Origin of the sequence: Celerinatantimonas marina (assembly GCF_046054165.1) — a bacterium.
Classification (GTDB): domain Bacteria; phylum Pseudomonadota; class Gammaproteobacteria; order Enterobacterales; family Celerinatantimonadaceae; genus Celerinatantimonas.
Map to the genome: position 1 here is coordinate 204,212 of NZ_JBFNXK010000007.1, position 25,338 is coordinate 229,549.

The following is a 25,338-nucleotide window of genomic DNA, read 5'->3' on the forward strand; positions in this document are numbered from 1 at the left end:
TTTGTGTGAAAAAAGTGAGACGACCCAATCGCTGTTTGGCCTAAATCAGGCTTAGATGACTGTGAAAATAATCTGAAAGACTAATTATCCCTGAAGTAGGGGATGACCGGAGGTTTCACCCAAGTGAAGCTGGGGCTGCCACAGGACCTGTAAATTTTCAGGTTTTTCTCCCTGAAGTAAAGAAAGCATCATACTGGCAATTTGTTGGCCTACTTCTTGGCTGGTGGCCTGAGTGATAGACGATACATCTTGAGTGATAATGGAATCGGGTGGCAGACCATCATAAGCGATAAGAGCAATTCCATGAGGCAGTAATTTTTGCTCTTGTAAGGCCAGTGCGGCACCTTCACCAAATAAACTATCCGTTGTTACGATTGCTGTAGGTGCGTTGGATTGCTGTAATAGTTGCAAAGTTGCTTCATAGCTGCGACGACGGGAATTAGGCAGTGCCAATATTAATGAACTATCTGCTTTCATCCCGGATTCTTGTAATGCCTGTAGATAACCTTGCTTACGTTGAATCGCAAAGGTTTGTGGTGAATCGTTACATAACAGAGCAATACGGGTATGACCTTGCGCGATTAAATGCCGAGTTGCCAGCCAGGTTCCTTGTTGGTTATCAAAATCAAACCAAGCATAAGGTTTGGCTAACTGGCTTCGACCCATTGCAACGAATGGAAAGTTATAGTGCTGTAACAATTCCAGACGGCTGTCTTGTGGGCGGGTATGGGCGACGATGAGCGCGTTGACTTTTCGACTTTGGATGGTGCGCAGTAGCATGTCGGATTGTTCGTTATCGTCATCGGATATCAGCAGTAGATCAATATCCTGTTTCGCTAAATGGTGACTGGTTTCTGCGACAATCTCTAACAGCATGGTATTATCTCCATGCAACGACTGTGCTGGGAGTAACAGTCCGACGGAGTCGATTTTCCCCATTTTCAACCGGCGGGCCATCATGTTAGGTTGATATCCCATCTTTTGTGCTGCATCCAGTACTTTTTGCCGGGTTTCCTGGGCAACATCGCTATAGCCGTTAATTGCCCGACTGACGGTGGTGACTGATATACCTAACTCTTTGGCAATTTTTTTTAAGGACATCTTAGTTCGTAGACTGTTTGAATTAATATTAAGGATATCATAGTTTTATTATCATAGATAAGGGAGTGATCCCCCATTGAAAGTGATTCATTTGAAATCATAGAATAGAAAAGGTTGATACGCGGTATCAGTCAGTTATGTTAAGGAAACTTCATGAATTTTCAGCAAATGTCAGAACAGGCCATTCGGGATATTGCGGATCCTATGATGGATAATTTAATGCAGGCATCGACTGATGTGGATCATGGTCGGCATGTGCGAGATTTTACTGATAGGATGAAGAATATTGTCACGCCTGAATATTTAGCGCATGTATGTCAGCAGTCTCAGGCTGAAAAAGGCAGCTGGTTACACCGTGAACCATTAGCTGTTTTACGGCGGCCCGATTCAGCGGTCGTGATATGGAAGCAGTATTGCTCTAAAGCTGAAGGCGAATATGTCGCCGAAATGGTTTTGGTTTTCAGAGACAATCGTTATCAAATTGATCATGTGATGGTCTTTTAATAAAGTCATTCATTTAAATACGTAATGGGGGATCTATGTTAAAGGGAAGTTGTCTCTGTCATTCGATTCAGTATGAAATCAGTGGAGAGCTCGGGTCTCCTGTTATGTGTCATTGTTCTAAATGTCGTAAAGCTAATGGGTCTGCATTTGCGGTAAATGCCGTTGTTAAAAGTAACGAATTCAAAATTACCTCTGGGACGGCATTTATCTCTGAATTTGAATCCACGCCCGGGGTGTTTCGGTTATTTTGTAAAAAATGCGGCTCCCCTTTAGTCAGTCGTCGTCCCTCTCAGCCCGAAATATTGCGGCTGCGGATTGGAACGTTGGATACACCGATACAACTAAAACCGACTGCACATATTTTTGTAGGTTCAAAAGCTGAATGGGATGAAATTCACGATGAGCTTCCTCAGTACGAAGAGCGGCCACCGTTAAAATGATAAGCGTCTGTTGAAAAAATTTGCTTGGTGGTGCTGGGGATGTCAAAGACTGAGGTTCGCTAGGTTCCGATCTGTTTTTTAACGATATATCGGTGGATAGTTAATTTGCGTAGATGAAGGGTACACAGAATGAGTCATCAAAAAGTCCGTTGGGGAATCGCCGGTTTAGGTGGAATTGCGCATCGCTTTGCTGCTGATTTAACCCAGCAAGCTGAAAATGCTGAATTATATGCAGTCGCGGCCAGCCAGTTGCCGCGAGCCGAGCAATTTGCTGGTGCTTGGTTGTGCCCGGTCAGTTATGGCTCTTATCTAGAATTGGCGCAAGATCCTTTGGTTGAAGCCGTTTATGTTGCGGGGATTAACCCGTTACATCGAAGTATGGTAGAACTGTTTCTAAGCCATGGAAAACATGTTTTAGTGGAAAAGCCTGCTTTTACCAATCTGAAAGACTGGGATGAGATGCAGGCGCTCGCCCAGAGTAAACAGGTGGTGCTTTGTGAGGCGATGAAATCAGTGGTTTTTCCGGCCTATCAGCATCTTCGACGGTTTATATGGGAAAATCATTTGCAGATAGATTCTGTCGCCGCAGCCTTTGGCTTTTCAAATCCGTTCGATGTCAGCAATCGTCTGTTTAATTCGGATTTATGCGGTGGGGCCACATTGGATGTCGGTGTGTATGCGTTATGGTTGTATGCCGATCTCTGCCATTTGACTCAGACACCTATCATGAAACCGTCCCTCCAACTTATTCAGGATAATCCCGAGTCCAAAGTGGATGAGACCGTGACATTTCTGTTTGATGCTCCAATCCAAGGAGCGATGGGAGCTTCGATTACGCGAGATTTATCCAAAGAAGCAGTGATTCTTGGACCTGATTTGAAGATTGTCATTCATGAAAAGTGGTGGAACCCAAAAACAATCGATATTTGTTATCAGGGGCATGAGCAGCAACTGACAACGCCTGAGCGGGGTGGTGGTTTTGAATATGAAATCGAGCATGTGTCTGAGTTGATTCTGACGAATAAGCTGCAGTCTGATATTTTACGTTCAGAAACTAGTCGCGCAGTTATTTCAATCATGGAGAATAGTTTGATTGAAATGGGATTTAAGCATCTGCTCTATGCGCAATGATGTGCCCATGTGATGGGTTTAGGAATTTAGCGTATTTAGTATTTGAATTTTATTAAAACGATGAAGCGTTTAGAAGTTGTGTTCGAAGCTATAAAAAGGAGCGTTGTATCACAACGCTCCTGAAAGTTGTTTATAAAGCTAATTCAAGTATTTTAGCAACATCATCAGGTGTAATGTCTGCATTTTCACCCAACTGGGTAAAATTGTACTCTTTTAATTTGGCGACCACATTAGGGATGATTTTTGCGTCGAGGCCATAATCAGATAATTTGGTCTGAACTCCCATGGTTTCAAAGAACTCACGTGTGCGTTCAATCGCCTGTGTTGCAATTGTGTCTGGATCGGTTTCCTGAATGTGCCAGACACGTTGGCCATATTGAATTAATTTTTGTTTTTTCTGTTCAATTTTGTATTGCCATACGGCTGGTAGAATAACGGCAAGTGTCTGACCGTGATCTAGACCATAGAAACCTGTAATGACCTGGCCAATGAGGTGAGTGGCCCAGTCCCCCGGGACGCCGGTTGCCAGTAAACCATTCAAAGCCTGAGTCGCACTCCACATTAAGTTGGCGCGGACGTCATAATTTTCAGGTTCACTTAAGGCTTTGGGTCCATCTTCTAGAATGGTAGATAACAAACCTTCAGCAAAGCGATCCTGAACTTTGGCATTGGCCGGATAGGTTACATACTGTTCAAGGACGTGAACAAAGGAGTCGACTACACCGTTTCCAACCTGTCGAGGTGGTAAAGAGTAGGTGGTTTTCGGATCCAAAATCGAGAATTTAGGACGGACATAATCTGAATTGAAAAACAATTTATCCTGAGTTTCGGCTCGAGTGACTACTGAGGTTGGGTTCATTTCTGAGCCAGTTGCGGCAAGCGTGAGCACACAACCTACGGTAACCGCACCGGTTACTGCGCCACCAAAGGTTGTCATAATGTCCCATGGGTTGCCTTCATATTTGGTGGCTGCTGCGATAAATTTAGTGGCATCAATGACGGAACCGCCACCCACCGCTAACATGAAATCGATGTTTTCTTGTTTCGCAAATTCAACAGCTTTAATACAAGTTTCATAGTGAGGATTCGGTTCAATACCACCAAATTCAAAGAAAGTGATTCCTTCCAGAGCGGCGGTGACTTGATCGAAAATACCATTTTTTTTGATACTTCCACCACCGTAAGTGATCAAGACTCGAGCACCTGCCGGGATTTCATCTTTCAGGCTCGCAATCTGCCCTTCACCAAAATAAATTTTAGTTGGGTTCCAATATGTAAAATTATTCATATTTTATACTTGCTCCGTTCGTCTTTGTGACGATGACTGATGTCTATTTACCGCTGGCTAATACTTGTACACATCAGTATGCCGTGGTAATAGAAGATAAAAACTTTCGCTAAGTCACACTCTTTCATCAAAAGTGCGATAGCCACAATAGAGATTGTGAATATGCTGCTTTTAGTCTAAGTGTAACACCACAAATAAATTTGTTAATAATAAGTAGCCATTGTATATTTGAGTTATAAATAGAAACATAAAGCAGTTGCTTTTATTGCGCATAAATATAGTGTATATAGCACTATGCTTGAATACCTGATTCTATTTGTTCTTTGCCTAATCTTACCTGTTGTTTTGTCACAGTAATAATAGGATAGGTGTATGTGGAGAGTAGATTAATCATCAATATAAATAGATCAAGTCATTTCATAAATTAAAAAAACATGCAGATCATAGATTAAATATGATTGCATGTATTTATAGATACAATATAAAAAGACTAAATCCAATCATTGTGTTTAAAGTCACTTTTGTTACCGATACAAGAACTTCCCCTTAGTTTTATGGCTACCTCTTTTATAATTTTTTTATTTTCAATGGGATGCCCATTGATACATTTTTTAATGGTCGTATAAATTTCTTTCGCGAGTTCAAAGAGAGGAATGTCAGCACTACTTAAACTAGGGTAAAGGTTCTGTGCAATATCATGGCTACCAAGACTGGCTAGTGAAATGACTTCCGGAATTTTTATTTTTCGCCGAAAGCACTCACAAATCAGTGCATTTGCAATTTGCATGTTACTACATAAAATCAATTGAGTTGTTGGCCATTTAAACAGAATTTCTGGAAGTAATGTTGAGCTTTTTGTATATGAAAATACATCGGAAAGGCTTAAGATTTTATCTGGATTAAGCCCTTGCGATATCATCGCACGTTGCCATCCTATAATTTGTTGTTTAATTTTCCAATTATCTTGATTTTCACATACAAAACAAATTTCTGAGTAACCATATTTTATATGTTTCAAAGTGAGGTTATACATGGCACTTTGTTGAGAGATCCCAATATTGATATCTACAGGGATTGGTGTTTCCGATAATATTTCAATGACAGGGATATTTAATGTATTGAGCAGGGATACTGTTTCACCATTATGCGGGGCTGAAGACAAAATAATAAAAGAGGGTTTAATGAATGATAATAACCGAAGTTTTTGATTTTCTTCAACCGCATTACCAATAGATGAGTCAATAATGAAATTAATACCGGCTTGTTTCAGCATCTCTCTGAGTGACGAGAATAGCTCCGTATACGCGAGGTAATCAGAGGAGTAGATCAACATCAGGCCGGTTTTTTGAGTAGATTGAGTCTGAATTGGGATCTGGTAACCCAATTCTAATGCTACTTTTTCTATTTTTTCTCGTACGGAGTCCGAGACTTTTTCTGGTGTTCTTAAAGCTCGGGAAACCGTCATACTCCCGACGCCTACAACTTTAGCAATGTCGGCCAAAGTGACGCTTTTTTTTCGACTTGCTTTTTTTTCTTCTTCCACGTGCTTTCCTGCTCTTTGCTTTGACAATGATATATATATCACATATTCAGTATAAACATGTGTGTCGATGTTATAACTAACATGATCCTTTTTATCTTGGTGATGTATATCACAAAATAACATGTCTCATTCAGTGTACAAATGTAACAAATACGTTATTACAAGGATTCTGTATGCTGACATCTATCTTACCTAAATCGAGGATTGTTTTAACTGATTCTGTTACTGATTGGCGAGAAGCTGTGGATATTTCCCTACAGCCTCTTTTAGATGATGGCAGTATCTGCGATTCCTATAAAGAAGCTATTTTTGAGATGCACGCTAAAATTGGCCCTTATTATGTATTGGGCCCAGGAATTGCGCTCTTACATGCACGACCTGAAGATGGCGTTAATCAGCTAGCACTGGGAATGACCATTATTAAAGAGGGCGTTTCGTTTGGATCTCCTGATAATGATCCGGTGTATTTAATTGTGACATTGGCTGCAACTGATAAAAATTCCCATGTCGGAATTATTGCTAGTGTCTCTGAACTTTTTTTAAACGAAGGGGATATTGCACAACTCATTAATAGTCAAGATCTAGACGAAGTGTACTCTGTCCTGAATAAATACTGAAAGAGAGAACAATTATGAAAATAACAGTCGTATGTGGTAATGGATTAGGTAGTAGTCTCATGATGGAAATCATGATTAAAAAAATATTAGATGCCGAAGGGACTAATTATGACATCGATCATGTCGATCTCTCTTCAGTTCATGGAACACATTCTGATATTTATATTGGAACGCGAGATATTACCAGTCAGTTTTCAGTGAATTCTGGAATAGTTGTCTCATTGGATAATATTGTGGATCAGAAAGCCATGAAAGAAAAAATATTAACTGCAATCAGTCAACTTAACGCATAGGAGCAATAGTCATGGGCACATTTTTTCATTTTATTATTTATGATGTCCTGTCGGTTCCAGCTGTATTGGTCGGTTTAATTGCATTGATCGGACTATTAGTTCAGAAAAAGTCGGTTGATGAATGTATTAAAGGATCAATTAAAACCACAATGGGTTTTTTGATTATTGGTGCCGGAGCAGGGATTGTCATTGCTGCTCTTGGAGATTTTTCAAAAATATTTCAATTTGCATTTGGTATTCATGGTGTTGTTCCAACCAATGAAGCAATCGTTGCCATTGCCCAGAAATCTTTTGGTAAGGAAATGGCTCTGATTATGTTTTTTGGGATGATTGTTAATATCATCATTGCCCGGTTAACGCCTTGGAAATATATTTTCCTGACTGGACATCATATTTTATATATGGCTGTGATGATTGCCGCAATTCTTACTGCAGCGGGAATGAGTGGTGTTGCACTCATTGCATTAGGCTCAGTTGTATTAGGCATTATTATGGTATTGATGCCAGCGTTGGCTCAGCCGTATATGCGTGAAATTACAGGCTCTGATGATATTGCATTAGGACATTTCTCGACTTTTTCTTATGTATTCTCTGGCTTCATAGCCAAAAGAGTGGGCAACAAACTGAAATCAACAGAAGATATTGCAGTACCGAAATCACTGATGTTTTTAAGAGATACTCCGGTTGCGATCTCCTGCACTATGGCTGTGATCTTTTTAGTTTCCTGTGCTTTTGCAGGAAAAGATTTTGTGAATGGCGTAAGTCATGGACAGTACTGGATTGTTTTTGCACTCCTTCAGGCGATTACATTTGCCGCAGGTGTTTACATCATCTTGCAGGGTGTTCGAATGTTGATCTCTGAAATCGTGCCAGCGTTTAAAGGGATTTCAGATAAACTGGTACCTAATTCCAAACCTGCATTAGATTGTCCTATTGTTTTTCCTTATGCGCCGAATGCGGTTTTAATTGGTTTTATCAGCAGTTTTATTGCTGGGTTAGTAGGGATGTTGATCTGTTATCTGGCTCATATTACCGTGATTATTCCAGGTGTGGTTCCTCACTTTTTTATTGGTGCAACTGCAGGTGTATTTGGTAATGCCATGGGGGGACGTCGTGGTGCGATTATCGGCTCTTTTTGTGAAGGGTTACTCATTACATTTTTACCGGTTTTCTTATTACCTGTTTTAGGTAGTCTTGGATATTCAAATACGACTTTTAGTGACTCCGATTTTGGTGTTGTAGGTATTTTGTTAGGGCATATTGTGCAGCTCTTCCATTAGTCGTTTGAAGCAACAATGCCTGCCAAATATGGCAGGCTTTTTTATCTTGATTGATCTGAATAGTAGTGATGGTATCTATGCTTAATCATAGATTTGTTTGTTACGGGATTTTTTAAAGTTGAGCAACACAATACCTAAGAAAATAAATAAAATGGAGATAATCATTTCAGGTTGTATGGTTTCATGGATCAACAGTACTGCGAATAAGACTCCAAATACGGGTACCAAAAAGTTGCTGTAAGATAGATAGACGGCATTGGTTCCTTGAGCTAAAAATAGCATCAATATAAAAGAAATCGCGGTGCAGAAGATGGCTAAAAATAGAATCCCCGAGATAGCAGGTATTGAAATCGTATCGAATGAAAACAAGTTGTGATAATTCATTGGGAGTAGGGTCATGCTCATAATGAATACGGAAGCCGTGCTCATTGAAAGTCCCGAATAGTCTCTAGCGTATTCAGCAATAATATTTACAATCGCAAACATTAGAGAGGCCCCAACTAGGCAAGCAATCGCAAATATATGGGTAGACATTTGCAATTGTTTATAGCTCAGCAAGACAATGCCGATGAGCCCAAAAAATAATGATATTAGCTGAGTTGTATGGGGCTTTTTCAAATGTTGCCCCGGAATGAAATAAGGGATCAAAAATGTAAAAAAGGGTGAGGTTGCTATAAGAATAGATGAAAATCCTGCGGTGATAGTCTGTTGACCCAGTGCAATTAAATATTGTGCAAAAAAGTCACCACATAACCCAAGGGAAGCAGATAAAACCCAAAATTTTAGAGTTGTAGGAAATTTTTCTTTTTTCCAAAGCATGTAGAGTGCTAATGCTAAAAAACCAATAATAATTCGGTAAAAAGTAATTTCACTCGGCGATAGCCCCGATTGGACCAGATATTTGATGACAGGATATTGAGCTCCCCATAAGGCAGAAATGATGAGCAGTGTTAGAATAGCGACTGATTTATTCATAAAACTGATTTAACTCCTATTGGTCCCTGATCGTATAGTGTTGGTGATAACGTTTCGTTTCGTGATCCCGATTGATTGGCCCCGGTGATATCTTTTTTTCATTCCCTATATAAATAGCATCTTCTTTTTTGAGATTAAAATGGTTCAAGATATATAGATATCCTTTAGGTTGGGGGCTCTCGATAACCGATATCGACCGAGAATATAATTAAATCAAAGTATTGCCTTATGTTTAAAGTAGCTAAATCATCTGCAATTAATAATTTTGGTGCTGTTAGTGCCCCGTTATTTTTACATGGGATTTTAATCATTGCTGTGGCTGCATGGGTTGAACCACCATACACCGGGCAGCTTGCTGGTTTTACCAACCGTTAATTTTATTTGAGTAACGGGATGATGAGTGATAGGGAACACCAATATTGCATCAGAATTGTTTGAATAGCTCCTGAATAGACTGGGTTCGGCAATCGATATAGCGCTGTTGAATCGGGGTGATCGCTTGTATATCGACCTGATAAAATTGCATGAGCTGGATGGCATTATGCAGATCATTGGCGGTCCCTAGTGCATCCTGAATATCTTTAAGTCGCTGGATTCGTTTTTGTTTATGGGCCCCAGTGGTGGCGGTATAAAGCTCCAGCGCGTAGCGGTATTTTTTTAACTGGATTCGGGTTTGATGAAACTGTTCCGGGCAAGAATGTAAAGCTCTCAATGATTGTTGTAATTTTGCTTTGTATTTTTGCCGTTGTGACTGGATCAGCTGCGCGGATTGTTTCTCTTTGACTGGATGCTGACCGTTATCTTGTAGTCGACGAATTGTAGTTGGTATGTTGAGTTGAATCACTTGTTGCAACAGTGTTTGGTGCAATATTTGTATCTGGTGTTTCAGCTCATTTATATAAGGCCCCAAGATGGTTTCAAACTGTGGTTGCTCGTGTATGAAGGCATCGGATAGCTCAGCTTGAACTTGCAAATCTCTGGGGCGAGATAAGATTTTAAATAACTGATCCAATGTATTTACTGAGTTTATAAGCTGTCGTTGTTTTTTTGTGTGAGATTCCAAATGGATCAATATTTTTAAGGCGGGTTTCAGCCTTCGCAGCGCTACTCGTAATTCATGGATAGTTGTTTCAGTGGGAGTCCCCATTAAATGACGATAGCAACTATCGATAGTGTCCAACTGGTCAGTCATATAACGGTTTAAGTAAATAGGCATCATCAGGCATCCCACATCGTGATCATATGGGCCATTTTGCGAATGGTCTATCTCGGTTCGCCACTCGTTGTTGCCGGTAGCGGGTTGAGCAATATGAACGTATTTATTGAGTATAGAGCCAAATGATGATGAAATTTTAAACTTATTTCATAGTTTATAGACTCAGACATAACCCGAAGGGTTTCTTGGGTTTCTTGGGTTTCATGGGCCGCTAAAACGAGACGTTTTGGCATTTGAACGGCTACGATGAGGTCGCTAGGGCAGAGTAAACCTCATCAGCCTTAGCGCTCGAGACATGCTTAAATAAAGGCCCCGTCATAACGGGGCGGATGAGCATAATACCACCTGTAATTTTTGGGGTGATCTGGTGTTGTATTCAGCAGCGCTCTAGCCATTAAATTGGTAATTGTTGTCGAGGGGATAGTAGAATACCCGGCCCTGATGAGTCGTAAACAAATGGTGATCTTTTGAGTCATAGTCAGTTTGAATTACTTGCCCCAGGTGGTGATATAGAATCGATTAAAGCCGCTATTGTAGGGGGGGCCGATGCTGTTTATTGTGGGCTGGAGCGTTTTAATGCCCGCAATCGAGCTTCAAATCTGACATTGAGCGATCTAAAAGCTATTTTGGTGATTGCTCACCAACATGACTGTAAAATCTTTCTGACCCTAAATATTATTTTACTGGAAAGTGAAATTCGGGCTGTGGTTCGTCTTTTAAATCAGCTGGTCCATACGGATATTGATGGGGTGATTATTCAGGATCTGGGCTTAGGTTATATCCTGAAACATTATTTTCCGATGCTCGATGTCCATGCCTCAACTCAGTTAAATACCCACAATGAAGGCCAGATCAGGTTTTTATCCCAGTTGGGGGTCAGCCGAGTTAATTTGTCCCGAGAGTTAGCTTTGCCTGAAATAACCCATTTATCCCACGTTGGAAAACAATATGGTGTGCTTATGGAAGTTTTTGTACATGGCTCATATTGTATCGGCTTTTCAGGCCTGTGTTACATCAGTTCGGCTCGTAATGGCTCATCAGGCAATCGGGGCCGTTGCAGTCAACCCTGTCGGGATAAATATCAAATGACGGAGATGGGCGTGACCCATCCGTTGAATCTGAAAGATAACACTGCATTTGAAGATTTTACTGCATTAGCTGACGCGGGCGTTTACTCGTTAAAAATCGAAGGGCGGATGAAACAGGCTCATTATGTCTATACCGTTGTGGAAGAGTGGCGACAGCTGATTGATCATTATGAACAGCAAGGGGAGTTACTGCATGATACGTCGACTTTGTATAAAGTATTCAATCGGGATTTTTCAGCCGGATATTTAAAAGGGGTGATCTCAAAGGAGATGTACATTGATAATCCTCGGAATCATGCCGCTGATCACTTTGCTCAGTTAGCGGGGGTCTCTGATCCTGAACAGAAGCAGTCGTTTAAGCGGCAGGTGTATGATGAGAATACCCGGATCATTGAAGAAATGAATCAGCGCATTGTTGCACTGGACCATGAACCCCACAAACCCAATGGCAAGCGACATAAAATAGCAGATATCCGCGTGCCGACCTTATCTGTACACTCACAACCACCGTTGGAGCCTAAGTTAAACATTTTAATTTCAGATCCACAGGATATTGCAATATATTCTGAGGTTGAAGCCTCGTTGTATTATCTGTTGCCGTCATCATTACAGAAAAAAATGCTGGAAATGGTTGCATTGTTCACGGCTCATCCACAGTTGATCCCATACTTCCCTGCGATTTTAATTGGAGATAATTTTGCAGCGGCAGAAACCTTTTTAATGCAGGTCCGTCCGGCTCGTATTGTTACCAATAACCTGGGTGTAGGCTGGTTAGCCAAGGCATTAGGGATCTCTTGGTGGGCAGGACCACAGTTAAATTTAACTAATTCATATGCGTTGTATGGTTTACAACAGGAATATGGGTGCTCCGGGGCATTTATTTCGAATGAAATTTCGGCCATGCAGATGAAACAGATTGTTCGACCGGAACATTTTCGCCTGTGTCATAGCATCTATCATCCAATGAATTTATTGACGAGTCGTCAGTGTTTATTTCAGCAAACTGTGGGTTGCCGTAAATCGCAGATGACCCGCAGTTGTTTGTCGAGTTGTCAAAAATCGGCTGCTATTTTGAATTTGAATGGTTCAGCATTTGTTATTGATAAACAAGCTGGCGAACATAATAGCCTGTATCACCAATATCATTTTATGAATTTAGATGTGGCTGGTGATTTACCGAATCTATATACAGATTTATTCATCGATTTACGGGATGTGCATACAGAGACACGCAGTCAGCTCAATAAATTTAAGCTGGCTCAAGTCTTTGCGGATTTTTGCCAGCCACGTAAGCGTGCAGCAGCCAAAATGATGTTAGAAAGCCATGTGCAGCCGACAACATATGCTCAATATTTGAAGGGATTATAATAGAATTGGCATAGATTAAACTGATGCTGTAACGATTCTAAAATAACGGAATGGCATCATAACTGGAGGGGATTAAAGATGAGTGATCGTTATAAAGGTAGCTGTCTGTGTGGACAGGTCCGCTTTGAAGCCGCTGAATTTAAAGAACATATCGCCCATTGCCATTGCAGCATGTGCCGTAAATTTCACGGGGCTACTTTTGGAACGCTGGCTCAGGTGAAGTCATTAACGTGGTTATCGGGTCAAGAGATACTTAAAGACTATGTAGCCCCTAATGGCACGATTCGTACTTTTTGCAGCCATTGTGGTTCGAGTATTGGTTTTCGTTCCAAAAACAATTCATTTGATCAGATGGAGTTAGCTCTTGGGTTATTTGATGACAATTTGCCGGTTTCGATGGATGCACATATTTATACCGAGTATAAAGCAAACTGGGTCCAAATTAATGATGATTTGGTGCAGTATCCCGAAGGGCGAGAATAATACAACGAAAATCTAGGGGGTCTATGATTAGGGGTTTGAACCATATTACGATTGCGGTGAGTGATCTTGAACGTTCTATTGTGTTTTACCGGGAACTGCTCGGATTTAAAGGCCATGTAAAATGGGCTAGTGGAGCCTATCTCTCAGCAGGTGATTTATGGCTTTGTTTAAGTTGTGATGAGCCTCGTCCCAGTCAAGATTATACGCATATTGCGTTGGATATCGAGGCGGCGGATTTTAGTGATTTTTGTAAGCGAGCCAAATCAGCGGGTATTCGGCAGTGGAAAGAGAATAGCAGTGAAGGCCGCTCTGTTTATATTCTAGATCCGGATGGGCATCGTTTAGAAATTCATGTCGGCTCTCTTCTATCGCGCTTAGAAGTACTTAAAAAAGAACCGTATAAGGGGCTTACATGGCTTTAAATTGTGTTCCAAGACAAGATAATTGCCTAAATTAATCTTATATCAACACGATGATGGAAGTTAATAATTTATATTCTTATTAATTCTAGTCCAGATATCCCTTGACCATCGGCAATGTCTTCAAATAAATTATCAAGTCCTCGGCAGTAGCTCTTCCAATATTTTTGGACTAGCATAGGCGTTAATTCAGCACCTTGTAACATTGAGGCTGGTAAAGATGTTACTTCTGCTTGATCCCCCCAATAAATAGGATGATCTGGATCGATGATAAAAACTTTGCTATTGCTTGGCACCGTTATATTTAAAGCGATAAGTAAACTGCTCCCAATAAAAGTCACTGGAGTTCGCCTTAATTCATGTTCTATATCAGAAATCTGATTAGCAATTGTTGCTAAAACATCACGCATATGAGTATTTGATGCTTCACGGGATAATTTTTTATTGAGGTCATTTAGCCCTAGATCTGTTGCTTTAATTAATTCACTGTTATCAAAACCATGTTCTCTGCTATTTCTTGTTCTATCTTTTATTCCATGTTCAATATCTTTTATAAGACGAGTTAATGGATTAAATCCCTCACTTTTCATTTGAGTTTGGCTTTTAGTATAAAATCCGATTTTTACGTCAGCAATTTTTATATTATCATCAGTATTCATTTTCGCTAAATCGACAATATTTCGAACAGCGATGAGACAGTCTCCTTTTTTAGGTGGAATAATTGGTTTCTCTAATGTTAGCGTATTCCCATTGTATTGAACCTGGGTTACTGCACCCTTAGAATTTTGAGTATGGATGGTAACTTTGCCTCCATCAATTAACAGACCTTGGAGTGCTAGTTGTTCCATGTTACAAAAAACCCAGGATTCTCGTTCAGAACCATGTTTAATTCGATATTTTTTATCGGCTGTCCAGCTGAAACTTTTTGACCCTGCCATTTTTTATATCTCTGATTGTATTTTTATATAGTTTATGGAAGTGAGATTAAAATACCCGGAGAGAATGCGTAAAATTTCAGCTAAAAAGATGTATTTTGACCATGGTCATTTGTGAAAATGAAAAGAAATAAAACGGTAGATACAGAGTCGCAGCAGGTTAATTGATACGGCTCTGATTCTATGAATAAAGAACTATAAATCTTTTTATGATTAACTTAATTGGCCAATCCGGTCAGTTTCTAAGATCGCTTCAATAAATTGCGTTTTGCTGGGAGTACCGGGGGCATATTGCCATTCAATCACGGATGCAGCAACATTGGCCACCGTCGCTAAATCATCCTGAGTTAAACCAATGTCGGCCATTGTGGTAGGTAAACCCAAGGCCTGATTAAATGCCAGAACGCGGTTAAACTCGGCGTCATTATGATCATATTTTAATAGGCACAGAACGCCGAAAGCGACGATTTCACCATGTAGGTGCGATTCACAAGCCGGAATCAACGAGCTGCCGTAATAGACGCAATGCGCCAGTGAGCTGTTGTAGTAGTATTGATCTTCGGTAGCAATTTGGTCACTGATATGGACCGTACAGTTGGACACGATTCCAGTCAGCATAATAATATCGAGCACAACTTCTTCCAGTTCGGCTGAAACGCGGTTATGACGGCAGTCTTCCAGCGCTTTCAGACCCTGTTTGAGCAGTGGATCGGTACAGGTTTTAGCAATTCCAAGCCCCAACAGCGGCAGATGTGATAGCTGTTTATCACGGCAGCAATATTCCACTTCATATTCTTTACTTAAAGCATCACCGATCCCCGCCCAGAATAATTCAGCGGGAGATTCCGCGATAATCTGAGTATTGATGAAAGTATGTAGTGCAGGATGATTTTGATAGAAATACTCTTTAAATGAACCGTCATTGTTATACATCACGCTTAGTGATGTACATGCCGAGCAGTTGGATGCCAAAGTAGGGAAGGTGAATACCGGTTTATTGATCAATGCGGCTAATGTTTTTACGGTATCACAGGCGCGTCCGCCTCCGACGGCAAACAACATATCCGCTTTTTGAACCAGGGCTTCGGCCTGAAGACGATGGACATTTTCCATTGTTGAATCGCCGCCATACCATAGAAAATCTAATAAAGTCACCGGTGTATTTTTTACACCATCGATTAGCGCCTGTTTGGCTTTTGCCATAGCGGTTTGCCCACCAATCACAACGGCTGTTTTACCGTAAGTTTGAGTGATATAGGCAATTTTATGGTAAGCATTTTCTCCGACTGTGTAGTTGGGAAGATAAATGGTTTGATTTGACATAATCCGATGATCCTTGTTGCGAGCGTCTTTTTGCAAAATTGTTGATGGTTTGCCGGAAGTTATCTAAATGTGTCAGCCTCCATCACCGACTGATCGCGTTATACAATCGAATCGTGGGGATAGCCTTAAACTTCCCTGATTTTAATTTTCAGAAAGTGTACAGCAAGCCTTTCAGTCCGTGATCTGAATGCAGGAAAATAAGAATTGTCATAGCGATCGGGGCGGAGACGGTAACTGACACTCTAAGAGTCTGTTGTGGGCTGATAGTCGTCAAACGATCGGGAAAAACAACAGGCTGGTATGGTTAAAACCGTATAACAATCGATGTCTGTTGACAAATATTTATTTGATTTTGATGATTATCAGTATTCTATAGATTCGTATCATGCCATGATTTTAAAAGACGGGGCGGTCATCTCTGAGATCGACTGTGTCGATAGCCTAGTCAAGTATAAATGAGCCGTTTATTAAATAAGGGAATATGTGATGAGTATTGAAGTTTGGCTGATGTTTGCGGCGGCTTATTTGGTCGTGACATTGTCACCTGGGCCAAATGTCATTTTGGTTCTTAAAAATAGTGTATTACAGGGTTGGAAATCTGCTTTTATCACGATATTGGGGAATTTAAGCTGCCAACTGGTGATTGTTTGTTTAGTGGCCATTGGCGTGGGTGGGCTCCTTTCACAATTGCCACAATGGTTTTTAGGCATGAAAATCATAGGGGGATGCTATTTGATTTATCTGGGCATTAAAAGTTTATGTCAGCGCACGCAACATAAACTCAGTACAGAACCCGATGAAACAATGACCGTGAGGTCGGCTCGTTCACTTTTCATTCAGGCCTTTTTTGTTTCGGCCAGTAATCCTAAAACGCTCATTTTCCTTTCAGCATTTTTACCTCAATTTTTAGATATTCAGCACTCATATATTGAACAATTTAGTGTGATGTATTTAACCATCGGTCTGATTGTCAGTATTGTTCATTTAAGCTATGCCTGGCTCATTGGGCAGCTGGGGCATAAGTTACATCGGGGCTTTTTTGAACGTCGGCTGGCTAAAATGACCGGTGGGCTATTTATTACAATGGGCACCACGGTTTTGCTGAGCTCTCGTCCTTAAAGCGCTGGATATATTCAGGTCTTGATTGCAAAATGCTCTCATTTTCTTTGGGGAAAATATGACAATTGATCAAGCTGAGCGGGATGCTCTTTATAAAATTATTTATTCTCGGCGGGATGTTCGTAGCGATTTTACCGATGAATCGATTAGTGATGCGGTTTTATCGCGTATTTTGAGCGCAGGGCATCATGCTCCCAGTGTTGGATTTATGCAGCCTTGGGATTTTATTTTGGTGCAGGATGAGCAAACCAAACAAGCGATTAAACAAGGTTATGAGCAGGCGAGTATTGAATCTGCGCAGCAGTTTTTGGGCTCCAAACGAACCCAGTATCAGCAAATTAAACTCGAAGGCATTTTAGAAGCGCCGCTGGGGATTTGTGTCACCTGTGACCGTGGCCGCAATGGTCCGGTTGTGATTGGTCGAACCATTAAGCCTGAGATGGATTTATACAGTACCGTATGTGCGATTCAAAATATGTGGTTAGCAGCGCGAGCCGAAAATATCGGTATGGGATGGGTGAGCATTATTCATGATGAGGTATTACGAGAGGTGCTTGAGATCCCAAAGCATATTGAGATCATTGCTTATCTTTGCTTAGGTCATGTTTCTCAATTTCATCAAAAACCGGAACTTGAAGAAATAGGTTGGTTGCCAAGGGAAGAGCTTAGCCAATTAATTCATCACGGCAAATGGCAAAAGTCTAAGTCTTAATTTCGGGGCGATGCGTACTGTTCGGATGATGCATGATGGAATTTGGAAATTGACTCGCGATGATATGAGCTTATCTTTATAATTGGTCCTGTCACGCCATGCACCATCTTATCGTTTTATACAGGAATCTCTTTTATGACCCAGTCACAACCTAATAACCCATTACACGGATTGACGCTGGAAGTGATTGTCACTCGATTAGTTGAACACTATGGCTGGGTCAAATTGCATCAGCAGATTCGGGTGAATTGCTTTAGCCATGATCCGTCCATTAAATCATCATTGAAATTTTTGCGTAAAACCCAGTGGGCTCGTGACAAAGTGGAAGCCTTATATATCAGCACGTTTTGTAAATAACATTCTGAGTCGTTGCCTGTCGCCAGTTGCGTTAGACCTATTTATTGGATGATTTCAATGGTATTTCGAGCATAGCGTCTCATTAGTTTGGCAAAGTTATTATGAGATAAGTATAGGTTTGATCCGGACGGCATTATATTGGCATTTAAGATGCTATTTACGTTGTGTTTGCGTCATTCGAACAGCCCAAAGGCGAGTATAATTTAGCTGAGGATTTTTAATTAAACCTATAAAAATCAATCACTCATGATGGCGCTTTACCAAAAGAATATATCATGTATCCTAGGATTGGATAGTATATTCACATTCTTAACATGTCAGATGTGAATTTTTGACTAGGTAAATAAGGGATTATTCATGATGTTAAAAAAATCTTTGCCATCGCTTGGACTGCTTCTGGCAACATTGACCTTACCATTTTCAAGCCATGCGGAAACTTCTGCGTTAGAAAATATTATTCAATCTGGGGAACTGAAAGTTTGTTTTGAAGCAGGCTATATTCCTTTTGAAATGATGACTAAAGATGGGCGGTATATCGGATTCGATATCGATATGACCAAAAATATGGCAAAGGCAATAGGGGTTAAATTTGTTCCTGTAAATACCGCTTGGGATGGTATTATTCCTGCGTTATTAACCGGAAAATGTGACATCATTGCGGGTGGGATGACCATTACGGCGCAACGTAATCTTAAAGTTAACTTTGCGAATCCATACATTACGGTCGGGCAAACAATCCTGCTTTCACCTAAATTGAAAGACAAGGTAAAGAGTTATAAAGATTTAAATGACTCGAAATACACCATTGTTACCATGCTTGGAACGACTGGTGCCAATGCCGTTAAGCGGCTCCTCCCAAAAGCTAAAATTGATTTGTTCGAAACTCAAGGGGACTCTGTTCTTCAGCTCACCAATGGTAAAGCCGATGCGATGGTTTATGACTTGCCATACAACTCGATCTATACGGCGGAGCATAAAGGGAATGTGGTTCATTTGAGTAAACCGTTTACTTATGAGCCATTAGCTTGGGCTATTCGGCCAAATGATCCTAACTTCTTAAATTTCTTGAATAACTACTTACATCAGATTAAAGGTGATGGTACTTATGATCGGATTCATACCAAGTGGTTTGAGACGGTGACGTGGCTACCTAAAGTGCAATAATTTATCGATCTTTGCTAACAATGAAAGTTCTGGCCATAAAGGCTGGAACTTTCATTTAGATATGTATCCAGCTAGGGCAACCGAGCCATCGCGAGCTATTTGGGCTGATACAGTGGAATATCCTCACCAATAATATATTTCTTGCGCAAAATTTCTGAAACTTTATCCAGTACTAATACCATCACTACCAGCATGATGGTGATAAACATGACGACATCCCAGTTCCACAATCGCATGTTTTCGGCATAGACCAAACCAATCCCACCTGCACCGACAAAACCGAGCACAGCGGCGGAGCGAGTATTCGATTCGATTTGATACAGAGTGAGCGCTAAAAACTGCGGAAATGACTGCGTAAAAATGCCAAAGCGATGCTTCTGCAGATGTTTGGCGCCTAGTGCACTTAGCCCTCGGCTTGGGCGTTTATCAACGGCGTCGTGACTTTCGGCGTACAGTTTACCTAACAGACCGGCATCTTGAATAAAAATCGCCAATACACCAGCAAGAGGCCCCATACCAACGGCACGAATAAAAATGAGTCCCCAAATCGCCATGTCCACGCCACGCATGACATCAAACATACGGCGTACGATGATCCCTATCGGGGTTAGCCAAAATCCCGACATAATTTTACGGGATGCCAGAAACGAGAGCGGAAGAGCTAATAGTGTGGCTGATATTGTTCCAGCAAAGACAATCCCAAGTGTAATCGCCAGCTGCGAGAAATAATATCCAAGCGGCCACTGGCTAAAATTTTGCCAGACAAACATCCGCAAAAAATATTGGCTGAGTTGAACCAGTCCTTCGGCCAGGCGAGTTGCCGTCAGACCATTGAACTCAAAAAAGAGTAGGTAATAGACCATGATGGCAACGGTGCAGGTCAGCAATAATAATTTATGGCGAGTACGGCTAGCGTAGATCTGTTGGCGATACTGCGAGTATTCAGAAGATTTATTCACAGGCTCTATTGGCATGGCAGTGGTTGAAAGCGGTGAATTTTGCGTACTCATGGACGGGTTCCCTCCAAAAGATAATGGCGCATTTTTCCAGATAGATAATCTAAAACTGAGACCACTATAATGATTTGCAATAACACCATGCTTACTTGATCAAAGTGGTCGAGTTTAATCGACGTCATCAACTCTTGACCGATACCACCGGCACCGACGAGTCCTAGAATTGTTGATTGGCGAAAGTTGCATTCTAATCGCATAAACGTAAACGATAAGAATGTCGGAGTGACTTGGGGCCACAATCCGTAGCGCATTCGTTCCATTCGGGTGGCCCCGAGCGCTCGTAAGCCGCGGACTGGTTTATCACTCGCGACTTCGACACTCTCATAGAACAGTTTGGTTTGAGTGCCAAAACTATGCAGGGCCAATGCGAAAAATCCCGGAATCGGACCAATCCCAAAGGCCATCACAAACATCACGGCCCAAGCTAATTCCGGCATGGTTCGGCAAAATGCAGCAACCGCACGTAACACATAACGTAGCAGCCGATGGGTTTGAGTATTGGTTGCGGCCGGGAAGGCAGCAACCGCAGCAAACAGGCTCGATAGTATGGTGGCCGCAATCGCAACCGCAATGGTTTGCCCCAGTAGCGGGAGCTGAATGTGCAGTCGATATCCCCAGTAAGCCAGTGAGCCTTTGGTATGACCATCCGCAAAGAGCACAGATAGATGCAAGGTTGGCATGATTTCATCGATATAATCAAAAAAATGTGGCACCCCTTGCCAAATGACCTGCCAGCTAAATTCTGCAATATGCCCCGAATAGAGGTAGACGACTAAAATCGCAGCTGACCAAAGCAGCCCTTCACGACGCTGCTTTTGTCTGATTTGCTGATAGTAGTCGTTAAAAGTGATAGACATTTTCAGATTACCAGCGTTTAGCGATCACCATTCATCAGTTCGCGTTTTAAGTCGATAATATTGGCGTAGTCCTTCACGGTCGCTGGTGTCAGGTGCTGCTTACCACCGACAGCTTTCACCCAACAGGCATGATGGTTTTTATCCAGATCATGAATAGCGGCAATCAGTTTGGCTTTAAAATCGCTGGGCAGATCATGCCGCACCAGAATCGGCCCGTTTGGGATCAATGGCGAATGCCAGATAATCCGTAAGTTTTTCATAAGCTGAGGATGATCCATGCGTATTAAACGACCGAAGGCCCCGGCGGTATAACCTTTGCTATAGTCACCGACCATCGAAGTCCAGGTGACCGCACCATCGAATTGTTTGTTCAGAACGCCTAAGATGTCTTGTTCATGACCGCCTGAAAAAGTAGTGGAGCTAAAGAAGTGATGGTAATTATCGTCTTTACTTCCGCCAAATTCTTTTTTAAAGCTGTGATTTGGGATTAAAAATCCAGAAGTTGAATCTGGATCCGCGAATCCAAATGCATGGCCTTTAAGATCGCTTAATTTATGGTAAGGGCTATCGGCCCGAACGATGACGACGGAGTGATAGCCTTTGGACCGGTCTTTATCATCGGTGAGAATACCGATCACATCTACGGCTTTTGGATTACGGATATAAACGGAAGCGAAAGACGCTGGCGACATACTCAATACCATATCAATTTTCCCGCCAATGAGCCCTTGAATGACACCGGAATAATCTGAAGAGTTACGTAATTTGGTATCGACATGTAATTTTTGATCGAAATAGGTTTTGACACAGACATTATCACCGATCTGCTGGGTCGCATTTTGCCCCCCCAAAATACCTAAATTGAGTTCTTGTGGTGCCGCACTTAGAGCCTGTTGAGTGATAAACAATGAACCCATCAGCATAGAAGTGAGTGTGAATTTCATAATATTAACATTCCTTATAATGAACAGCGTGATGCTGTTTGTTCAGGCGGCCATCGAGGGCGATGGTGTATAAATTTGTTGTTGAGTCGCATCATCTAACTGATCGGGATGACCGTTGAAGACAATGCTCCCTTCACTAATCCCTATCACGCGAGTGCAGTATTGTTTGACCAGCTCGACAGAGTGCAGGTTAACCATGACCCCGATATTGTTCTGGCTAATTTCAGCTAAAGCAGACATGACCCGATGCGTATTTTTAGGATCGAGCGATGCGACAGGTTCATCAGCGAGTAATAGCCTTGGGTTTTGCATCAAGGCTCTGGCAATCGCTACACGCTGACATTGGCCTCCGGATAAGTTTTCCGCGCGTTGCAACGCATGTTTAATGAGACCTGTCCATTCCAGTAATTCAATCGCACGTTCCACATCGGCTTTAGGAAAAAGCTTTAACATTGAACGGACGGTATTGGTTCGACTGAGTCGCCCCAATAAAACATTGGTGATGACATCCAGACGGGGCACTAAACAGAAATCCTGAAAGATCATGCCGCAGGTGGATCGCCACTGACGTAATGCGCGCCCTGAAAGGGCTTCTACTTGGGCTGGGGTTGTACTCTCAGGAAATCCGATAATCTGCCCGGACGTTGTGGCGATGGTTCCATTGAGCATATGTAATAGGGTTGACTTCCCAGCGCCGGAGCGACCGATGATGGCGACCAATTCTCCAGAATACAGGTCAAAGTCAACCCCTTTGATTACTTCTTGATGGCGGCCGTATGCTTTTTTTAAGCTACGGACGGAGAGTAACTTCTCTGCATGATTAGACATGGATGCTTTCCACTGGATTCAAATGTCTTTATTGGAACAAACCCAAATGACAGATTTATGATGATTCAATGACGCTTTGGAGTGATGTTGATAACTTGTGACGCGATGAGAATATAGAGTACTGATACGGTGTATTTCAGGATATGAAATTATAGATAATTTAATTAATAAAAGATAAGCTCGTATGATCATACTTTATAATTAATTCAAAAGAATGAGCCTTGCAAAAATCTGAACTGTATACGCTCAAATGAGGATCAACCATAATGGCCGAGCCAGTTTTACCAGAGGATTTAGCTGAAGTGAAGGGGCATGCGACATTGCAGGTGCTGCTTTAAGTTTCATACCTTTAGTTGGTATATCGTTAACGCTGTTATACGCTATTTTAGATTATAATGCGCCTTCACATTCTTTGTTTAAGGAAATCTATGAATATTTTTCTAATTAGGAATCAACCATGTGGAAGCCATTCTTTTTAATCGGATACTTTTTTAATAAAAAACAGCCGATCTCTTATTGGCTCTATCATTGGGCGATGTTGGCGACGGCTTTTTATGTTTTTATCGTAGGGTTTGGGTACATATTTTATATGTTGTTGTCACATGATATATGGCTTGCTGCAAATTATGGATGGTGGCTATTTGTGATCTATATGATCTTTGGTCATTGTTGCTTTTTCTATTCCAGACGACGTTTTCTGCATTTTGCTATTGAAAAGAGATTACCGCCCATTTAGGCACAAATTATGTGGAAACCATTTTTCTTAATCGGATACTTTTTTAATAAAAAACAGCCGATCTCTTATTGGCTCTATCATTGGGCAATGTTGGCGACGGCCTTTTATGTTTTTATTGTAGGATTCAGCTATGGCGGATACATGGTAATTACCCATGATATTTGGTTTCGTTCAAATTATGGATGGTGGCTTGTTATTGGTTATCTCGCCTTTGGCCATTTTTGCTTTTTCTATTCCAGACGACGGTTTTTAAGGTTAGCCGTGGAGCGACATCTAGCTTAAGCTTGAGAGGCTAAAAATAAGCGAGCAGTTAAGTCACTCGCCATTTTGATCTTTGAGGCGCTTATAATTTGCTGCCCGCAAGGTCGAAATTATCGACACTAACCGACAAAATCGAGCGTTGTTCATACCAATCCCCTAAAACAATCCGCTTCTTTTCAGTTGTATCGGCACAAGGCTGGTGGATGGCGGGTCGGTGAGTGTGGCCGTGGATCATCCAATCTAACTGATGTTGATCAAAACGTTTGGATACTTCATCGAGAGTTACGTCCATGATCGCATCGCTTTTTTGGCTGTTTCGGGCTTTGCTTTTGGCTCGCATATTGGCGGCGATTCGGCGGCGTCTTTTTTGCGACAGATGTAAAAAACACCACTGTACCCATTTATGATGGACGATTTTGCGAAAGCGTTGATAATCTGTATCGGCTGTACAGAGGATGTCACCGTGCAAAAGCATGGTTTTTCGGCCATAGAGGTCAATGATCGTTTCATCAGCCAGAGCGGTCATCCCCGAGCGATTTAAGTAATCTTGCCGAATTAAAAAATCGCGATTACCACAGATATAGTAAATCGGTAAGCCTTGTTGATTTAGCGCTTGAAGGGCATCGGCTACTTTGATGGCGGTATCGCTAAGCAGATCATCGCCGACCCATACCTCGAATAGATCACCTAATATGTACAAGGCGTCAGCATGAGGTGCTTGTTCATCAAGAAAACGCAGAAACGCCCTGACAATATCAGGGCGCTCGTCACTTAGATGTAGATCAGCAATAAAATAGCTAACCATTAACATCTATTCGTTCACGGTGACTGAATTCACAATGACTTCATCTAACGGAACATCCTGATGAACATAGCCAAAGTTACCGGTTGGAACACCCTTAATTTTATTTACAACATCCATGCCTTCAGTCACTTTACCAAAAACACAGTAACCCCAACCTTGAGGAGTCTCAGATTTGAAGTTTAAAAAATCATTATCATTGACGTTGATAAAAAACTGCGCTGACGCTGAATGAGGGTCCATTGTGCGTGCCATTGCAATGGTACCCGTTTCGTTCGAAAGACCATTGTTGGCTTCGTTTTCAACAGGAGCATTAGTTGATTTTTCTTTCATGCCGCTGGCAAAACCGCCACCTTGGATCATAAAACCATCGATCACCCGGTGAAACAGTGTGCCATCGTAGTGGCCTGAAGTGGCATAGCTGATAAAGTTTGCCACTGTTTTTGGCGCTTTATCGGCAAAAAGTTCTAATGTGATGTCACCAAAATTGGTATGCAACGTAACCATCGGGTTTAATCCTTAAATTAAAAGAAGCTAG

General features: G+C 41.5%; 27 protein-coding genes. 14 read left to right on the top strand and 13 right to left on the bottom strand.

Features of this window, described 5'->3' with window-relative positions:
* Window positions 1-84: 84 nt before the first annotated feature.
* Window positions 85-1,101 carry a LacI family DNA-binding transcriptional regulator gene (locus ABUE20_RS10030; RefSeq protein ID WP_408619770.1) on the bottom strand — a complete coding sequence of 339 codons (1,017 nt, stop codon included), beginning with the start codon at window positions 1,099-1,101 and terminating at the stop codon, window positions 85-87.
* Between the two features lie 153 nt (window positions 1,102-1,254).
* On the opposite strand from ABUE20_RS10030, the gene ABUE20_RS10035 reads away from it, so the two are divergent.
* From ABUE20_RS10035 to ABUE20_RS10045, 3 genes are all read left to right on the top strand, one after another.
* Window positions 1,255-1,605 (top strand): hypothetical protein, encoded by a 351-nt coding sequence (locus ABUE20_RS10035; RefSeq protein ID WP_408619771.1) that lies wholly within the window; start codon window positions 1,255-1,257, stop codon window positions 1,603-1,605.
* A 35-nt stretch (window positions 1,606-1,640) separates the two neighbouring features.
* Window positions 1,641-2,045: a GFA family protein gene (locus ABUE20_RS10040; protein ID WP_408619772.1), complete on the top strand. Its 405-nt coding sequence runs from the start codon at window positions 1,641-1,643 to the stop codon at window positions 2,043-2,045.
* Between the two features lie 129 nt (window positions 2,046-2,174).
* A complete protein-coding gene (locus ABUE20_RS10045; RefSeq protein ID WP_408619773.1) occupies window positions 2,175-3,176 on the top strand; it encodes a Gfo/Idh/MocA family protein in 1,002 nt (333 codons plus the stop codon).
* A 130-nt stretch (window positions 3,177-3,306) separates the two neighbouring features.
* Here ABUE20_RS10045 and ABUE20_RS10050 read toward each other — a convergent pair whose 3' ends face one another.
* Together ABUE20_RS10050 and ABUE20_RS10055 are read right to left on the bottom strand one after the other, a co-directional pair.
* Window positions 3,307-4,464, bottom strand: coding sequence for an iron-containing alcohol dehydrogenase (locus tag ABUE20_RS10050; RefSeq protein ID WP_408619774.1), 1,158 nt, complete (start codon window positions 4,462-4,464; stop codon window positions 3,307-3,309).
* 490 nt (window positions 4,465-4,954) lie between these two features.
* The gene (locus ABUE20_RS10055) at window positions 4,955-6,007 is read right to left on the bottom strand and encodes a LacI family DNA-binding transcriptional regulator (RefSeq protein ID WP_408619776.1); all 1,053 of its coding nucleotides are present in this window, start codon (window positions 6,005-6,007) and stop codon (window positions 4,955-4,957) included.
* Between the two features lie 173 nt (window positions 6,008-6,180).
* Between ABUE20_RS10055 and ABUE20_RS10060 the strand changes: the two genes are divergently transcribed.
* The 3 genes from ABUE20_RS10060 to ulaA are packed head-to-tail and all read left to right on the top strand — an operon-like array spanning window position 6,181 to window position 8,197.
* Entirely contained in the window at window positions 6,181-6,624 is a 444-nt protein-coding gene (locus tag ABUE20_RS10060) for a PTS sugar transporter subunit IIA (protein ID WP_408619777.1), read from the top strand.
* A 14-nt stretch (window positions 6,625-6,638) separates the two neighbouring features.
* On the top strand, window positions 6,639-6,917 hold the full coding sequence (locus tag ABUE20_RS10065; RefSeq protein WP_408619778.1) for a PTS sugar transporter subunit IIB: 279 nt from the start codon (window positions 6,639-6,641) through the stop codon (window positions 6,915-6,917).
* An 11-nt stretch (window positions 6,918-6,928) separates the two neighbouring features.
* Window positions 6,929-8,197 carry a PTS ascorbate transporter subunit IIC gene (gene ulaA / locus ABUE20_RS10070; RefSeq protein ID WP_408619779.1) on the top strand — a complete coding sequence of 423 codons (1,269 nt, stop codon included), beginning with the start codon at window positions 6,929-6,931 and terminating at the stop codon, window positions 8,195-8,197.
* A gap of 81 nt (window positions 8,198-8,278) precedes the next feature.
* Here the strand turns inward: ulaA and ABUE20_RS10075 are convergent, their stop codons facing one another.
* Window positions 8,279-9,172, bottom strand: a complete 894-nt coding sequence (locus ABUE20_RS10075) for a DMT family transporter (protein ID WP_408619780.1) — start codon at window positions 9,170-9,172, stop codon at window positions 8,279-8,281.
* A 228-nt stretch (window positions 9,173-9,400) separates the two neighbouring features.
* Between ABUE20_RS10075 and ABUE20_RS10080 the strand changes: the two genes are divergently transcribed.
* Window positions 9,401-9,547: a hypothetical protein gene (locus ABUE20_RS10080; RefSeq protein WP_408619781.1), complete on the top strand. Its 147-nt coding sequence runs from the start codon at window positions 9,401-9,403 to the stop codon at window positions 9,545-9,547.
* Window positions 9,548-9,596: 49 nt separating this feature from the next.
* On the opposite strand, the gene ABUE20_RS10085 is transcribed toward ABUE20_RS10080, so the two are convergent.
* Window positions 9,597-10,391, bottom strand: a complete 795-nt coding sequence (locus tag ABUE20_RS10085) for a CHAD domain-containing protein (RefSeq protein ID WP_408619782.1) — start codon at window positions 10,389-10,391, stop codon at window positions 9,597-9,599.
* A 464-nt stretch (window positions 10,392-10,855) separates the two neighbouring features.
* Between ABUE20_RS10085 and ABUE20_RS10090 the strand changes: the two genes are divergently transcribed.
* The 3 genes from ABUE20_RS10090 to fos all read left to right on the top strand — a co-directional run bounded on the left by ABUE20_RS10090 (window position 10,856) and on the right by fos (window position 13,749).
* Window positions 10,856-12,844: a peptidase U32 family protein gene (locus ABUE20_RS10090; RefSeq protein ID WP_408619783.1), complete on the top strand. Its 1,989-nt coding sequence runs from the start codon at window positions 10,856-10,858 to the stop codon at window positions 12,842-12,844.
* A gap of 78 nt (window positions 12,845-12,922) precedes the next feature.
* Window positions 12,923-13,327, top strand: coding sequence for a GFA family protein (locus tag ABUE20_RS10095; RefSeq protein ID WP_408619784.1), 405 nt, complete (start codon window positions 12,923-12,925; stop codon window positions 13,325-13,327).
* A 23-nt stretch (window positions 13,328-13,350) separates the two neighbouring features.
* The gene (fos, locus tag ABUE20_RS10100) at window positions 13,351-13,749 is read left to right on the top strand and encodes a fosfomycin resistance glutathione transferase (RefSeq protein ID WP_408619785.1); all 399 of its coding nucleotides are present in this window, start codon (window positions 13,351-13,353) and stop codon (window positions 13,747-13,749) included.
* 68 nt (window positions 13,750-13,817) lie between these two features.
* Here the strand turns inward: fos and ABUE20_RS10105 are convergent, their stop codons facing one another.
* Together ABUE20_RS10105 and ABUE20_RS10110 are read right to left on the bottom strand one after the other, a co-directional pair.
* Entirely contained in the window at window positions 13,818-14,684 is an 867-nt protein-coding gene (locus ABUE20_RS10105) for a hypothetical protein (RefSeq protein WP_408619786.1), read from the bottom strand.
* Between the two features lie 210 nt (window positions 14,685-14,894).
* Window positions 14,895-16,004 (bottom strand): iron-containing alcohol dehydrogenase family protein, encoded by a 1,110-nt coding sequence (locus ABUE20_RS10110; protein ID WP_408619787.1) that lies wholly within the window; start codon window positions 16,002-16,004, stop codon window positions 14,895-14,897.
* A 486-nt stretch (window positions 16,005-16,490) separates the two neighbouring features.
* On the opposite strand from ABUE20_RS10110, the gene ABUE20_RS10115 reads away from it, so the two are divergent.
* The 4 genes from ABUE20_RS10115 to ABUE20_RS10130 all read left to right on the top strand — a co-directional run bounded on the left by ABUE20_RS10115 (window position 16,491) and on the right by ABUE20_RS10130 (window position 19,356).
* The gene (locus tag ABUE20_RS10115) at window positions 16,491-17,123 is read left to right on the top strand and encodes a LysE family translocator (RefSeq protein WP_408619788.1); all 633 of its coding nucleotides are present in this window, start codon (window positions 16,491-16,493) and stop codon (window positions 17,121-17,123) included.
* A 58-nt stretch (window positions 17,124-17,181) separates the two neighbouring features.
* The gene (gene bluB, locus ABUE20_RS10120) at window positions 17,182-17,835 is read left to right on the top strand and encodes a 5,6-dimethylbenzimidazole synthase (RefSeq protein ID WP_408619789.1); all 654 of its coding nucleotides are present in this window, start codon (window positions 17,182-17,184) and stop codon (window positions 17,833-17,835) included.
* Between the two features lie 135 nt (window positions 17,836-17,970).
* Entirely contained in the window at window positions 17,971-18,192 is a 222-nt protein-coding gene (locus ABUE20_RS10125; protein ID WP_408619790.1) for a VF530 family protein, read from the top strand.
* 360 nt (window positions 18,193-18,552) lie between these two features.
* Window positions 18,553-19,356 carry a transporter substrate-binding domain-containing protein gene (locus ABUE20_RS10130; RefSeq protein ID WP_408619818.1) on the top strand — a complete coding sequence of 268 codons (804 nt, stop codon included), beginning with the start codon at window positions 18,553-18,555 and terminating at the stop codon, window positions 19,354-19,356.
* A gap of 95 nt (window positions 19,357-19,451) precedes the next feature.
* On the opposite strand, the gene phnE (ABUE20_RS10135) is transcribed toward ABUE20_RS10130, so the two are convergent.
* From phnE (ABUE20_RS10135) to ABUE20_RS10160, 6 genes are all read right to left on the bottom strand, one after another.
* Window positions 19,452-20,330 (bottom strand): phosphonate ABC transporter, permease protein PhnE, encoded by an 879-nt coding sequence (gene phnE / locus ABUE20_RS10135; protein WP_408619819.1) that lies wholly within the window; start codon window positions 20,328-20,330, stop codon window positions 19,452-19,454.
* A 32-nt stretch (window positions 20,331-20,362) separates the two neighbouring features.
* Window positions 20,363-21,229, bottom strand: a complete 867-nt coding sequence (gene phnE, locus ABUE20_RS10140) for a phosphonate ABC transporter, permease protein PhnE (protein WP_408619791.1) — start codon at window positions 21,227-21,229, stop codon at window positions 20,363-20,365.
* Between the two features lie 17 nt (window positions 21,230-21,246).
* Window positions 21,247-22,173, bottom strand: a complete 927-nt coding sequence (gene phnD / locus ABUE20_RS10145) for a phosphonate ABC transporter substrate-binding protein (RefSeq protein ID WP_408619792.1) — start codon at window positions 22,171-22,173, stop codon at window positions 21,247-21,249.
* Between the two features lie 42 nt (window positions 22,174-22,215).
* A complete protein-coding gene (gene phnC, locus ABUE20_RS10150; RefSeq protein ID WP_408619793.1) occupies window positions 22,216-23,001 on the bottom strand; it encodes a phosphonate ABC transporter ATP-binding protein in 786 nt (261 codons plus the stop codon).
* A 1,079-nt stretch (window positions 23,002-24,080) separates the two neighbouring features.
* Window positions 24,081-24,803, bottom strand: a complete 723-nt coding sequence (locus ABUE20_RS10155; RefSeq protein ID WP_408619820.1) for a UDP-2,3-diacylglucosamine diphosphatase — start codon at window positions 24,801-24,803, stop codon at window positions 24,081-24,083.
* Between the two features lie 6 nt (window positions 24,804-24,809).
* Window positions 24,810-25,307, bottom strand: a complete 498-nt coding sequence (locus tag ABUE20_RS10160; RefSeq protein ID WP_408619794.1) for a peptidylprolyl isomerase — start codon at window positions 25,305-25,307, stop codon at window positions 24,810-24,812.
* Window positions 25,308-25,338: the final 31 nt, after the last annotated feature.